This is a genomic window from Mesorhizobium sp. M0491 (assembly GCF_040321265.1).
Taxonomy (GTDB): domain Bacteria; phylum Pseudomonadota; class Alphaproteobacteria; order Rhizobiales; family Rhizobiaceae; genus Mesorhizobium.
Genome location: NZ_JAMYRE010000001.1, coordinates 383,595 through 396,983, shown reverse-complemented (window position 1 = coordinate 396,983; position 13,389 = coordinate 383,595). Strand labels below are relative to the sequence as shown.

The following is a 13,389-nucleotide window of genomic DNA, read 5'->3' as shown; positions in this document are numbered from 1 at the left end:
TCGCCTGTTAACTGATTGAGATGTTTTTTGTTTCGGCGGCGTAGCGTGGTTTGACTTCGCAGCACCTCCGGCGCAAGAACGAATTGGCTTGTCGGTCCAAGATGCCCGCAACGGTTGCATTCGCCGACAGGCAGAACTGATCGAGACTGACGGGTGGGCATCTATCTCCCGATCGCGGAAATTTCCGTCAATATCTTCGTCCTGCTGGCCATGGGCGCGGCGGTGGGTTTCCTGTCGGGCATGTTCGGCGTCGGCGGCGGCTTCCTCATCACGCCGCTGTTGATCTTCTACAACATACCCCCGGCGATCGCTGTCGCCACCGGCGCCAACCAGGTCATCGCCTCCTCCGTCTCCGGCGTCCTTTCGCACATGAAGCGGGGTACGCTCGATTTCAAGCTCGGCGGGGTGTTGCTGGCCGGCGGCATTGTCGGCTCCACCGGCGGCATCTACGTCTTCGCCTTCCTGCGCCGCCTCGGCCAGCTCGACCTGTTCATCTCGCTGCTCTACGTCGTGCTGCTCGGCACCGTCGGCGGGCTGATGCTGGTCGAAAGCGTCAATGCGCTGCGCGCCACGCGCAGCGGTGCGGCGCCGGTGCTGAAGAAATCCGGCCAGCACAACTGGATCCACCGCTTGCCGCTGAAGATGCGGTTCAGGGCGTCAAAACTGTTCGTCAGCGTCATCCCCGTACTTGGCCTTGGCGCCGGCATCGGCTTCCTGTCGTCGATCATGGGCGTCGGCGGCGGCTTCATCATGGTGCCGGCACTGATCTATCTGCTGAAAGTGCCGACCAACGTCGTCATCGGCACCTCGCTGTTCCAGATCATCTTCACCTCCGCCTATACGACGCTGGTCCACGCCACCACCAACCAGACGGTCGATGTCGTGCTGGCCTTCCTGCTGATGGCGGGCGGCGTTGCCGGTGCGCAGTACGGCGCCAAGGCAGGCCAGAGGCTGCGCGGCGAGCAGCTCAGGGCCTTGCTGGCGCTGCTGGTGCTGGCGGTGGCGATACGATTGGCGATCGATCTTTTCGTCACCCCGCCCAACCTCTATTCGCTGTCTGCCGCAGGCCTCAACTGATGAAGGCTCGCAACACATTCGCAACCGCCATTCTCCTGACGCTGCTTGCGGCCGCCGTGCCGGCGAAGGCACAGGTCCCGCTGACCGAAGGCATCCAGATCGGTCTCTCCACCGACAACGTCTCGATCACCGCCGGCTTTTCCGGGGCTGACCTGACCATCTTCGGTTCGCTGGAAAACCCGGATCCACTCGTCGCGCGCCAGGGCCGCTACGACGTCATCGTCGTGCTCGAAGGTCCGCCCAAACCGGTGGTGGTGCGCCGCAAGGACAGGGTGCTCGGCGTCTGGGTCAATCTGGACTCCGAGACCTTCGAGAACGTGCCGGTCTCCTATTCGGTGGCGACGACGCGGCCGCTGCAGGACATCACCGAACCCAACAGCTACAAGCAGCTGTCGCTCGGCGCCTCCAATCTCTACATGCAGCCCGCCGATGCCGGCGACAGCCCGGCGACGATCGAGGAGTTCACGGCGGCACTGCGGGAGCGCAAGTCGGCGACCGGCCTCTACAGCGAGAATGTCGGCGGCGTGCAATTTTTGTCGCAGAACCTTTTCCGCGCCACCGTCAGGCTGGCACCGAATGTGCCAGTTGGAACCCATAAAGCCCGCGCGTTCCTGTTCAAGAGCGGCCTGTTCATCAAGGAAAGCTCGGCCCAGCTCGAAATCCGCAAATCCGGTTTCGAGCAGTCGATCTTCCGTGTCGCGCACAATTACTCCTTCCTCTATGGCGTCTTCGCGATATCGCTGGCCATGCTGACCGGCTGGCTCGGAAGGCTGATCTTCCGGCGGGATTAATGCATGTCGCCCAAAAGTGGCCCCGGTTTTGGGAGACGACATGCATCGAACCAAAGACCTGAAGTGCGTCGCGTGAATCCGCTCAAACGCGACGCACTTCAGAACTTTTCCCGAAAAGTGGTTTCCCTTTGCCGAGGCATGCGGTAGACCGCGCTCCCCAGCCAAATGGCAGACACAAACAATTCGGTTCGGCAGAGCAGCCCGTCCCCGGACAGCGCGCGATTTCTCATGGCGCCTCTTGGCTCGCCGACGACAAATACAGGAACTTGTCATGCGACCAGCCTTCGGCGGCATCGACTTCGGGACTTCGAACTCCACCGTTGGCGTGGTCCGCAACGGGCAGCCGCGCCTCGTCGTGCTTGAGGACGGCCAGGTCACGCTGCCCAGTGCCGTGTTCTTCAACTTCGAGGACAACCGCACCTGCTTCGGCCGCCACGCCATCGCCAACTACACCGACAGCATCGAAGGCCGGCTGATGCGCTCTCTGAAGAGCGTGCTCGGCAGTTCGCTGGCCCATGAAAAGACCCGCATCAAATCGCGGTCGATCGGCTTCATGGAGATCGTCGGCATGTTCCTCGGCCATCTCAAGAAGAGGCTGGAAGCAGATGCCGGCGATACGGTCGAGACCGTCGTGCTTGGCCGGCCGGTGCAATTCGTCGATGACGATGCCGAGGCCGACGCGAAGGCGCAAAGCGAACTCGAGAACGCCGCGCGTGCCCAGGGCTTCAAGCACATCGCTTTCCAGTTCGAGCCGATCGCGGCGGCGCTCGACTACGAGCAGAAGGTGACGCGCGAGGAACTGGCGCTGATCATCGATATGGGCGGCGGCACGTCGGACTTCTCGATCGTGCGCGTCTCGCCGCAGCGCTCCCGGTCGCTCGACCGCAAGGACGACATCCTGGCCAGCCGCGGCGTCCATATCGGCGGCACGGATTTCGATCGGCAGCTGAGCATCGCCCATGTGATGCCGCAGCTCGGCTATTTGACGCCAACCAAGGACGGCAAGCGCAATCTGCCGGCAAGCTATTTCATCGACCTCGCGACATGGCAGCGCATCAACCTGGTCTACACCGCCAGGGCGATGACGCATCTGCGCCAGATCCGTTACGAGGCCGAGCGCGCCGACCTGGTCGACCGCTTCATCCACATCGTCGAGCACCGCTACGGACATGCGCTGGCGGCTCTTGTCGAGAAGGCCAAGATACAGCTGACCGACAGATCGTCCGCAGATGTCGCGGTGAAGCTGCCGGGTGCGGAGTTCGCCGCCGAAATCACGCGCAACGGGCTGGATGCCACGATTGCCCGGGACATCGAGCGGATCACGGCGACGGTGGCGCAGACCATCCGGGACGCTGAGGTGAAGCCATCCGATATCACCGCGGTGTTCCTGACCGGCGGATCGACCGCGATCCCGCTGGCAAGGCGAGAAATCCTGTCGCTGGTGCCGCAGGCGTCCGTCATCGAGGGCGACATGTTCGGCTCAGTCGGACTTGGCCTGGCGCTGGACGCCCAGCGGAAGTTCGGCTGATCCGGCCTGCCTCACCCATGGTCTGCTGACGTACCCAGATGCGCCTTGAGCGCCATCTGGGCCAGGCTTGCCTGGCGATCGCGATGAGTGATCATGGCGAAGTCGCGTTTCGGCAGTTCGAGCGGCACCGATCTCAGACTGCCTTCGGCCACGGCGCGGGCCACGACAAGCTCCGAAATGATGGTGGCGCCGGCTCCTGCCTCGACCGCCTGGCGGATAGCCTCATTACTCGGCAGCACCAGGAATATCTGGAGGTCGGCGAGCGAAATCCCTTCGTGGCGCGCCAGATCCTCCAGCACCTCGCGCGTACCCGAACCACCCTCGCGGATGATCCAGCGCAGGCCCTTGATGTCAGGGCGGCCGGGCGCGACTTCGGGGATCTCCGGATGCGCGCTGGCAACCACCAGCATCAGCCTGTCGACGTCGACCTTGGTGCGGCGCAGTATGTCGGACTCGGTCCGGCCTTCGACCAGGCCGAGATCGGCCGCGCCATCGAGGACATTGGCCTCGACCTGCCTGGTGTTGCCGATGGAGACGCTCAGCCTGACGGCCGGATAGGCTTCGTGGAAGGAAGCCAGCCGGCGCGGCAGCCAGTAGCTGGCGATGGTCTGGCTGGCGGCGATCGAGAGGCTGCCGGTGACGGTCTGTGAGACATGCTCCAGCACATTGCGCGCGGCGGCGGCCCGCTCGAGCACGGCCTTGGCCTCCGGCAGGAACCGGTGGCCGGTCTGGGCAAGCTCGATGTTGCGGCCGACGCGGTTGAACAGATGGACGCCGTGCTGTTCTTCAAGCGCCCGGATGGCGGCCGATGCGGCCGACTGCGAAATGCCCAGCAGTTCCGCCGCCTTGGTCATATGGCCGCGCTCGGCGACGGCGACGAAAATCCGCAACTGGTCCAGGGTCATGTCTGCATTAAGAACCAATATCGATCGAATTTACAAGAACAACTGATTAGACAGATCGATAGCTTTATTCTAAGTTTTCGAACGAAGTTAGAAAAAATTCGCCGAGAGATCGCAGAGAGCAGAATGGTCGGGCGGTTCAGATCCCTGCTTGCGCATTGGACCCGCGGCATAAGACGGCGGCTGGCCGGCGATCGCTACCACCCGGAAGAGCATTACATGCGCGGCCCCGGACCGAAGACGCGGGCCAAGTCCATGGGTCGTACAGGCGCCACCGGATCATGATGCAGGGACCGCCGCGCGGCGCGAATTCGGCACCATCGCAACGCCCGCTTGCCGACACGCGCGCGCCCGATGAAGGCGACGGCGTCGACACCTCGCCTGATGTTTCCGACAGCATCGCCAAGACGACCTGCTACATGTGCGCCTGCCGCTGCGGCATCGATGTGCACATCAAGGATGGCAAGGTCCGCTACATCAACGGCAACAAGGACCACCCGGTCAATCGCGGCGTGATCTGCGGCAAGGGCAGCTCCGGCATCATGCAGCACTACAGCCCGGCTAGGCTCAAGAAGCCCTTGCTGCGCAGCGGGCCGCGCGGCTCGGGGGAGTTCCGCGAGATCGAGTGGGAGGAGGCGTTTTCGATCGCCACTGAACGGCTCTCGGCCATCCGCCGGACCGACCCCAGGAAACTCGCCTTCTTCACCGGCCGCGATCAATCCCAATCCTTGACCGGCTGGTGGGCGAGCCAGTTCGGCACGCCGAACTTTGCCGCCCATGGCGGCTTCTGCTCGGTCAACATGGCGGCGGGCGGCCTCTACACGATCGGCGGTTCGTTCTGGGAGTTCGGCGAGCCCGACTGGGACAACACCCGGTATTTCATGCTGTTCGGGGTCGCCGAAGACCATGATTCCAACCCGATCAAGATCGGCCTCGGCAAACTCAAGGCGCGCGGCGCCAAGGTCGTCTCGATCAATCCGTGCCGCACCGGCTACAATGCCATTGCAGACGACTGGATCGGCGTTCGGCCCGGCACCGATGGGCTGTTCGTGTTCGCCCTCATCCACGAATTGCTCAAGGCGGGCCGCGTCGATCTCGATTATCTGCTGCGCTACACCAATGCCCATGTTCTCGTCATGCAGGAGCCGGGTGCCGCCGATGACGGGCTGTTCGTGCGCGACGCCGACGGAAATCCCCTGGCGTGGGACAGGGTTGCGAAGACGCCTGTCGGCGCCACCGATGCCAGTGCGAAGCCGGCACTGACGGGCAGCTTCACGATCGGCGGGCGCCACTGCGTCCCGGTGTTCCAGCTCATCGCCGACCGCTACCTCGATGAGAGCTATGCGCCGGACGCGGTCGCCGAGCGCTGCGGCATTGCCGCCGATACGATCCGCAGGATCGCCGCCGAACTTGCGCATGTCGCCTTCGAACAGACGATCGAACTGCCGATCGCCTGGACCGATTGGGCCGGGCGCCGGCACGAGACGATCAAGGGGCGGCCTGTCTCGATGCACGCCATGCGCGGCATCTCGGCCCATTCGAACGGCTTTCACACCTGCCGCGCCATCCATCTCCTCCAGGTGTTGCTGGGCACGGTGGATGTTCCCGGCGGTTTCCGTTTCAAGCCGCCCTACCCCCGCTCCGCTCCGCCCGGTCCCAAGCCAGCCGGCAAGACCGTCAAGCCGATGACGCCGCTTGACGGCATGCCACTCGGTTTCGTCTGTGGGCCGGACGATTTGCTGGTTGATGAGGCCGGCACACCGCTTCGTATCGACAAGGCTTATTCCTGGGACGCGCCGCTGGCCGCGCACGGCCTGATGCACACGGTTATCCGCAATGCCTGGGCCGGCGATCCCTACAAGATCGACACGCTGATGATGTACATGTCGAACATGGCGTGGAATTCCTCGATGAACACCGTCGAGACCATTGCCATGCTGACCGACAGCGACGAAGCGGGCAACTACAAGATCCCCTTCATCATCTATTCCGATGCCTATTATTCCGAGACCGTGCCGTTCGCCGACCTCGTGCTGCCCGACACCACCTATCTCGAGCGCCACGACTGCATCAGCCTGCTCGACCGGCCGATCAGCCATGCCGATGGACCGGGCGACGCCATCCGCCATCCCGTCGTCGAGCCTGACCGCGACGTCCGGCCGTTCCAGTCGGTGCTGATCGAACTTGGCGCCCGGCTCGGCCTGCCCGGTTTCATCAACGGCGACGGCTCGGCCAAGTATGCCGACTACGCCGACTACATCGTCAACCATGAGCGCACATCAGGCATCGGCCCGCTCGCCGGCTGGCGCGGCAAGGACGGGACCTCGACCGGCAGGGGCGAGGCCAATCCCGACCAGTTGCAGCGCTACATCGACAATGGCGGCTTCTGGCACCACGATTTCGCGGATGACCAGCGCTACTACAAGATGGCCAACCGCTCCTATCTCGATTTCGCGGTGCAGATGGGTTTTATCCCGAAAGCCGAACCGATCGTTTTCCAGCTCTATTCCGAGCCGCTGCAGCGCTTCAGGCTCGCCGCGCGTGGGCATGGCTCTGTCTTGCCACCAAAGGGCGATCGCCAGCGCATCGAGACCTACATGGACCCGCTGCCCTTCTGGCACATGCCCTTCGAGGAAGCGGCCGTCGATCTCGAAAAATATCCGCTGCATGCCCTGACGCAGCGGCCGATGCACATGTACCATTCCTGGGGCTCGCAGAATGCGTGGCTGCGGCAGATCACCAGCCAGAACCGGCTGTTCGTGCATCACCGGACGGCAGCCGGCCTTGGCCTTGTCGATGACGACTGGGTGTGGATCGAAAGCATCAACGGCAGGGTGAAGGGGCAGATCAAGCTGATCGACGGGGTCAACGAAAGCACGGTCTGGACCTGGAACGCCATCGGCAAAAGGCGCGGCAGCTGGGGGCTGAAGGACGACGCGGCCGAGAGCAACCGCGGCTTCCTGCTCAACCATATCATCGGCGACCAGACCTCGGCTGACGCTCAGGGCAAACGCTATTCGAACTCCGATCCTGTGACCGGCCAGGCGGCATGGTTCGATTTACGCGTGCGCATCGTCAAATGCGCGGCCGAAGAAGCCGGCTTCACCGAGCCGCAATTCGAGCGTTTCCAGCAGCCACCGCATTTCGAACCCTCACCCGACAGACTGACTTTCGGCGCTGAATTCCGCCGGGCAAGAGAGGCGACCGAATGACCTGTCTGCCAAGCCAAAGCGGCAAGAAACTCGGCCTTGTGATCGACCTCGATACCTGCGTCGGCTGCCAGGCCTGTGTCACCGCCTGCAAGGAATGGAACACCGGCGGCCACATGGCACCGCTGACCGACATCGACCCTTATGGCGGCCATGTCGACGGCGTCTGGTTCAACCGCGTGCACGCTTACGAGCACACGACCGAGATGGGCGGGCGCACCGTCAATTTTCCGCGCTCCTGCCTGCATTGCGAGACGCCGGCCTGCGTCACCGTCTGCCCGACCGGCGCGTCCTACAAGCGGGCCTCGGACGGCATCGTGCTGATCGACGAGGACAAATGCATCGGCTGCAAATTGTGCAGTTGGGCCTGCCCGTATGGCGCGCGCGAATTCGATACTGATGTCGGGGTGATGAAGAAGTGCACGCTGTGCGTCGACCGCATCTACAATGACAATCTGGCCGAAGAGGACCGCGTGCCGGCCTGCGTCGCCGCTTGCCCGACCAGTGCCCGCCATTTCGGCGATCTCGGCGATCCCCTGTCGGCGGTTTCGCAACTGGTGGCGGAGCGTGGCGGCGTCGACCTGATGCCTGAGCTCGGCTATCGCCCGACCAACAAATATTTGCCGCCGCGCGCCCACACCACGCGCGCCGCCTCGGTGGCCGCGCCCGCCCTCGAACCGGTGCGGGCCGAAGGCGGTTTCCTCGGCTGGGTCGACCGCATGCTTTCGAACTGACCCATGCATCCAGCCTTCTCCGTCGTCTTCTTCACCACCGCCACCGGTGCGGGCTATGGCCTGCTCGCGCTGCTGGGCGTGCTCGGAGGCTTCCAGATCATCCCGCCCGATTTCTGGCTGGGCTTCATCGGCATGGGGCTGGCACTCGGCCTGATCGTGGCCGGCCTGTTGTCCTCAACGGGTCATCTCGGCCGCCCCGAACGCGCCTGGCGGGCGTTCTCGCAGTGGCGCAGTTCCTGGCTGTCGCGCGAGGGCGTCGCCTCGGTCATCACCTTCATTCCGGCGGGGCTGTTCGGCATCGGCTGGGTGTTTCTCGGCAAGACAGATGGCTGGGCCGGCATCGCCGGATCTCTGGCCGCCATCGGCGCAATCATTACCGTCTGCACCACCGGCATGATCTATGCGTCGCTGAAGCCGATCGCCCAATGGCATAGCCGCTTCACCCTGCCCGGCTACCTCATCTTTTCGGCGATGACCGGCAGCGTGCTGCTGAACGCGCTTTTGCAGGGGTTTGCTCTCGGCTCGAAAATTCTTCTGGTGGCTTCCGCGCTGCTCACCTTGCTCGGCTGGGGCTGGAAGCTCGCGACCTGGCGCTACAACGACCGGCTGGAAATCTCGACCAACGCCAACACCGCGACCGGGCTGGCTGGCGGCACGGTGCGGTCACTTGAATGGCCGCATACCGAGGAGAACTACCTGCTCAAGGAAATGGGTTTTCGCATCGCGCGCAAGCACAGCGCGCGGCTGCGCCAGATCACGCAGGTTCTGGCTTTCGTGTTGCCCTTGGGGCTGCTCGCCATTGTGTTCGCCCTGCCATGGCCGCTGGCAGCGTTGCTGTCGGTACTTGCTGCTGCAATCCAGTTCGCCGGCATGCTGGTCGAACGTTGGCTGTTCTTCGCCGAAGCGAAGCACACGGTTACGCTCTACTATGGCAGGTAAGGTTTGTTTAGCCCGGCCGCAGCATCGAGCCGGAAATGGCAAAGATGCGTTGGGCGCCCAGCATATAAGCCATCAGCGTGTCCAGCCGGAACAGCCCGGCATAGGCGCGGTCGAGCACGTTGAGCGAGCCGGTATAGGCGCCGAAGGCGGGCATGATCATGCGGCCGCCATCGCCGGCAAAGCAGCGGCGCCGCACCGAGCGGCCCTGCTGGACTATGCGGGCGCAGGGATGCAGATGGCCCGCTATTTCGCCTTCGACACGCTGCTTCGACGGCTCATGCCGGAACAGCAGCGAGCCTATAGCAAGTTCACGCACCGTTTCGCCGGGCAGATCGGCTGGCGCTTCCGGGTCGTGATTGCCGGTGACCCAGAACCATTGCCGGCCTGATATCAGCGCTTCCAGCCGCTCGCGGAAACTTGCGTGCATACGTTGGGCGCCGCCGCCATCGTGAAAGCTGTCGCCCAGGCTGATGACGATCGAAGGCTGGTAGTCTGATATCACCGCCTGAAGCCGCAGCAAGGTCGCACCGGTGTCGTAGGGCGGGATCAACGTGCCGCGCCGTGCCAGCGACGAACCCTTTTCCAGATGCAGATCGGACACGGCCAGAAGCCGCAGATCCGGAAAATAGAGCACGCCGCGCGGGTCGCAGACAGCGCGCTCGCCGGCGATGCCGACGAGATCGGCCTCGGCGATCAGCGATATGCGCGCCAGCGAAAATTTCATTCCACACTCATTCCCGGCCCCATGGCCTCCTCGACCAATGTCGCCGCATCCATCAAAAGCGTTTCATCGGCTTCGCCATGGACCGGCATCTTGCCGATCTCGAGCATGATCGGCACGGCGAGCGGCGATATCTGTTCGAGTGCCTTATGCACGATTCGACCCTGGATGCGCGAGAGCATGTCGGCAAGTCTGCTGACATCGAGCAGACCGGTCGCTGCGTCGGCGCGTGTTGCCTGCAGCAGAATGTGGTCCGGTTCATGGCTGCGCAGCACATCGTAGATCAGGTCGGTCGAGACCGTGACCTGGCGGCCGCTCTTTTCCTGGCCGGGGTGGCGTTTCTCGATCAATCCCGAAATCAGTGCACAATTGCGGAAAGTGCGCTTGAGAAGCCAGCTGTCGGCCAGCCAGGCTTCGAGGTCATCGCCCAGCATATCCTGGTCGAAAAGCGCGCCAAGCGAAGGCTTCCTGGCTTTGAACATCGCGCCCATGTCGCCCAATGACCATATCGCCAGCGCATAATCGGTGGCGACAAAGCCGAGCGGCCTGGCTCCTGCCCTGTCGAGACGGCGGGTGAGGAGCATGCCGAGCGTCTGGTGCGCCAGCCTGCCCTCGAACGGATAAGCCACCAGATAATGGCGGTTGCCTCGTGGAAAAGTCTCGATCAGCAGGTCATCGCGTTTGGGCAGCACCGATTTGTCGGCCTGGAATCGCAGCCAGTCGGCGACCTGCTCGGGCAGCTTCTTCCATCGCTGCGAGTCGTCCAGCATGATGCGGACCTGTTCGGCGAGATAGGTCGAAAGCGGGAACTTGCCGCCGCCATAGTAAGGCACCTTGGCATCGCTGCCGGGCGCGTTCGACACGAAGCATTCATTCTCGCGGATGCCTTCGAAGCGCAGAACCTTGCCGGCGAACATGAAGGTGTCGCCATGCGTCAACGTTTCGAGGAAGGCCTCCTCGATCTTGCCGAGAACCCGGCCGCCGCGCGAAGCCGCACCTTTGCCGCCGGCCTTGATATAGCGCACATTCAGCGCCGGAACCTCGATGATGGTGCCGACATTCAGCCTGTATTGCTGGGCGACGCGCGGATTGGACACCCGCCAGAATCCATCCTTGTTCAGGCGTATGCGGGCGTAGCGCTCGTAATTCTTGAGCGCATAGCCGCCGGTGGCGACAAAATCGATGACGCGGTCGAAAGTCGGCCGGTCGAGGCTGACATAGGGTGCTGCCGTTCGCACTTCCTCGAACAGATCATCGGCACGGAACGGCGCGCCGCAGGCGCAGCCGAGTACATGTTGCGCCAGCACGTCGAGACCGCCATCGATCAAGGGAGGCGTGTCCTGCGCGCCGAGATAGTTGGCGTCGAGGGCGGCCCGGCATTCCAGCACCTCAAAGCGGTTGGCCGGGATGAGGATCGCCTTGGACGGCTCGTCCATGCGGTGGTTGGCGCGGCCGATGCGTTGCGCCAGCCGGCTCGCCCCCTTCGGCGCACCGACATGCACAACCAGATCGACATCGCCCCAGTCGATGCCGAGGTCGAGCGTCGAGGTGGCGACGATGGCGCGCAGTGCGTTTTCCCCCATCGCCTTTTCGACGCGCCGACGCTGGGCGACGTCGAGCGAACCGTGATGCAGCGCGATCGGCAACGTATCCTCGTTGACCCGCCACAATTCCTGGAACAGCAGCTCCGCCTGGCTGCGCGTGTTGACGAACAACAGGGTCGTCTTGTGGCGCTTGATCTCGCGATAGATTTCCGGCGTGGCGTAGCGCGCCGAATGTCCCGCCCATGGCACCCGCTCTTCGGAATCGAGGATGGAAATCTCCGGTTTCGCGCCCCCGGTGACGACGATCAGTTCCGCCATGTCATGGCCTGTCGAACCCTTGGGCGGATTCTGGCTGACCAGCCAGCGCCGCAACTCGTCCGGCTCGGCCACCGTCGCCGACAGCCCGATGGTTTGCAGACCAGGGACAAAGCTGCGCAACCGCGCCAGACCGAGCGCCAGCAGATGTCCGCGTTTCGACGTCACCAGCGAGTGCAGTTCGTCGAGCACGACGTAGCGCAGATCTTCGAAGAAACGTTTTGCATCGCCTGCCGCTATCAGCAGCGCCAGTTGCTCGGGCGTGGTCAGCAGGATGTCGGGCGGCACCAGCTTCTGGCGCTGGCGCTTGTGCGCCGGCGTGTCGCCGGTGCGCGTTTCGATGGTGACGGGCAGGCCGATCTCTTCCACCGGCTTGCCGAGATTGCGCTCAATATCGACGGCAAGCGCCTTCAGCGGTGAGATGTAGAGCGTGTGGATACCGCGACGCGCCTGGCCCGGCTTTCTCTTGGGCCGGTTGGCCAGTTCGGTCAGCGAAGGCAGGAACCCGGCCAGCGTCTTGCCGGCACCGGTCGGCGCAATCAGCAGGACTGATTGCCCGGCCTGGGCTTTCGCCAGAAGTTCGATCTGATGGGCGCGCGGCGACCAGCCTTTCTCGCCAAACCATCTGATGAATGGTTCGGGCAGGGCCACGGCGGCATTCTGTTCGGCAAGGCGCGGCTGCTCTGTCACCTGCCAGAGGTAGCGCGACGGCAGTCAATCGCCAAGAAGAATCGGAACAAAAGGGGATCGTTCTTCCCTAAGGCCGCCGAAACCCTGTCGGGCTGCCATAGAGATAGCCGATGCGCGCGACGGCGTCTTTCAGTCTCTCGTGCGACACCAGCATGGTGTGGCCGTTGGCGTGGATCATCGTGTCGGCATCGGTCATGACGGCGACATGGCCCTTCCAGAACACCAGATCGCCACGTCGCAACCCGGACAAATCAGGTGCCGGTTCCAGCGGCTCGCCAAGTGTCGCCGCCTGCATATCGGAATCGCGCAGCACGTCTCTGCCGGCCATGCGCATCGCCAGTTGCACCAGCCCCGAACAGTCGATGCCGAAACCGGAAGTACCGCCCCAGAGATAAGGTGTTCCTAGAAACGCCTCGGCAACCGCGACATAGTCGGAGGCAGCTTCACTGAGCGGCCGCAGGTGACCTGCGATCAGCGCCTCGCCGGAAGGCAGGACCGCATAGTGCGTACCGCGCGTCTCGGCGGCCTCCGTCACTGTCACCGTCGATCCCATCGACAATTGTCCGGCGATCGGAAAGCGCAGATCCGGCCCGGGGTAAAGGAAGGTGCGCGGCACGCAGACGATGTGAGTGGCCGCGTGATCCCGGCCCCCGAGCATCGTGTCGGCGACATAGCCGACATAGCCGTCGCGTTCGGCCTGGACCCAGGCCCAGCCTTCAGCGACATCGAAGACCAGAACATCGTCGCCGAACAGCGCTTGCGTGTTGACGCCGGCAGCAGGCCGCGGCGCCTTGCGCATATCGGCCACTGACGCGATGACCCGCGCCGGCCGGCCGGCGACGAAGCGGTCGGCGGCGACCTCGCCCTTCAGCCTTGCATCGGCGAGGTCGGAACGAAAAGCGTGAAGGCGGGCATCCCTGGCAGTCAAATCGAGCACCT

10 protein-coding genes are annotated in these 13,389 nt (G+C 63.7%); 6 read left to right on the top strand and 4 right to left on the bottom strand.

The features are described from left to right. Window positions 1-153 precede the first annotated feature (153 nt). The 3 genes from NKI69_RS01810 (at window position 154) to NKI69_RS01800 (ending at window position 3,396) form a co-directional block, all read left to right on the top strand. Window positions 154-1,077 carry a sulfite exporter TauE/SafE family protein gene (locus NKI69_RS01810; protein WP_023811359.1) on the top strand — a complete coding sequence of 308 codons (924 nt, stop codon included), beginning with the start codon at window positions 154-156 and terminating at the stop codon, window positions 1,075-1,077. Continuing rightward, on the top strand, window positions 1,077-1,868 hold the full coding sequence (locus NKI69_RS01805) for a TIGR02186 family protein (RefSeq protein ID WP_352719726.1): 792 nt from the start codon (window positions 1,077-1,079) through the stop codon (window positions 1,866-1,868). The genes NKI69_RS01810 and NKI69_RS01805 overlap by 1 nt, the downstream gene beginning before the upstream one ends. A 271-nt stretch (window positions 1,869-2,139) precedes the next feature. Then, on the top strand, window positions 2,140-3,396 hold the full coding sequence (locus tag NKI69_RS01800; protein WP_023811361.1) for an Hsp70 family protein: 1,257 nt from the start codon (window positions 2,140-2,142) through the stop codon (window positions 3,394-3,396). A gap of 11 nt (window positions 3,397-3,407) precedes the next feature. Here NKI69_RS01800 and NKI69_RS01795 read toward each other — a convergent pair whose 3' ends face one another. Continuing rightward, window positions 3,408-4,301 carry a LysR substrate-binding domain-containing protein gene (locus tag NKI69_RS01795; protein ID WP_023811362.1) on the bottom strand — a complete coding sequence of 298 codons (894 nt, stop codon included), beginning with the start codon at window positions 4,299-4,301 and terminating at the stop codon, window positions 3,408-3,410. 278 nt (window positions 4,302-4,579) lie between these two features. Here NKI69_RS01795 and NKI69_RS01790 point away from each other — a divergent pair, with 278 nt between their 5' ends. From NKI69_RS01790 to NKI69_RS01780, 3 genes are read left to right on the top strand one after another with little or no spacing between them, the layout of a single operon-like run. Next, window positions 4,580-7,510, top strand: coding sequence for a molybdopterin oxidoreductase family protein (locus NKI69_RS01790; protein WP_031213297.1), 2,931 nt, complete (start codon window positions 4,580-4,582; stop codon window positions 7,508-7,510). Beyond that, entirely contained in the window at window positions 7,507-8,241 is a 735-nt protein-coding gene (locus NKI69_RS01785; protein WP_023811364.1) for a 4Fe-4S dicluster domain-containing protein, read from the top strand. The genes NKI69_RS01790 and NKI69_RS01785 overlap by 4 nt, the downstream gene beginning before the upstream one ends. Window positions 8,242-8,244: 3 nt before the next feature. Beyond that, a complete protein-coding gene (locus NKI69_RS01780) occupies window positions 8,245-9,180 on the top strand; it encodes a dimethyl sulfoxide reductase anchor subunit family protein (RefSeq protein WP_023811365.1) in 936 nt (311 codons plus the stop codon). Window positions 9,181-9,187: 7 nt separating this feature from the next. Here NKI69_RS01780 and pdeM read toward each other — a convergent pair whose 3' ends face one another. The 3 genes from pdeM to NKI69_RS01765 all read right to left on the bottom strand — a co-directional run bounded on the left by pdeM (window position 9,188) and on the right by NKI69_RS01765 (window position 13,378). Beyond that, a complete protein-coding gene (gene pdeM, locus NKI69_RS01775) occupies window positions 9,188-9,904 on the bottom strand; it encodes a ligase-associated DNA damage response endonuclease PdeM (RefSeq protein WP_023811366.1) in 717 nt (238 codons plus the stop codon). Then, window positions 9,901-12,450 carry a ligase-associated DNA damage response DEXH box helicase gene (locus NKI69_RS01770; RefSeq protein ID WP_023811367.1) on the bottom strand — a complete coding sequence of 850 codons (2,550 nt, stop codon included), beginning with the start codon at window positions 12,448-12,450 and terminating at the stop codon, window positions 9,901-9,903. Before NKI69_RS01770 ends, pdeM begins: the two co-directional genes overlap by 4 nt. Window positions 12,451-12,517: 67 nt before the next feature. After that, on the bottom strand, window positions 12,518-13,378 hold the full coding sequence (locus tag NKI69_RS01765; RefSeq protein WP_023811368.1) for a C40 family peptidase: 861 nt from the start codon (window positions 13,376-13,378) through the stop codon (window positions 12,518-12,520). Between the last annotated feature and the right edge of the window lie 11 nt (window positions 13,379-13,389).

Coding starts and splice junctions, on each gene's coding strand:
- NKI69_RS01805 (WP_352719726.1), top strand. CDS start 1,077: ATGAAGGCTCGCAACACATTCGCAACCGCCATTCTCCTGACGCTGCTT.
- NKI69_RS01800 (WP_023811361.1), top strand. CDS start 2,140: ATGCGACCAGCCTTCGGCGGCATCGACTTCGGGACTTCGAACTCCACC.
- NKI69_RS01795 (WP_023811362.1), bottom strand. CDS start 4,301: ATGACCCTGGACCAGTTGCGGATTTTCGTCGCCGTCGCCGAGCGCGGC.
- NKI69_RS01790 (WP_031213297.1), top strand. CDS start 4,580: ATGATGCAGGGACCGCCGCGCGGCGCGAATTCGGCACCATCGCAACGC.
- NKI69_RS01785 (WP_023811364.1), top strand. CDS start 7,507: ATGACCTGTCTGCCAAGCCAAAGCGGCAAGAAACTCGGCCTTGTGATC.
- NKI69_RS01780 (WP_023811365.1), top strand. CDS start 8,245: ATGCATCCAGCCTTCTCCGTCGTCTTCTTCACCACCGCCACCGGTGCG.
- pdeM (WP_023811366.1), bottom strand. CDS start 9,904: ATGAAATTTTCGCTGGCGCGCATATCGCTGATCGCCGAGGCCGATCTC.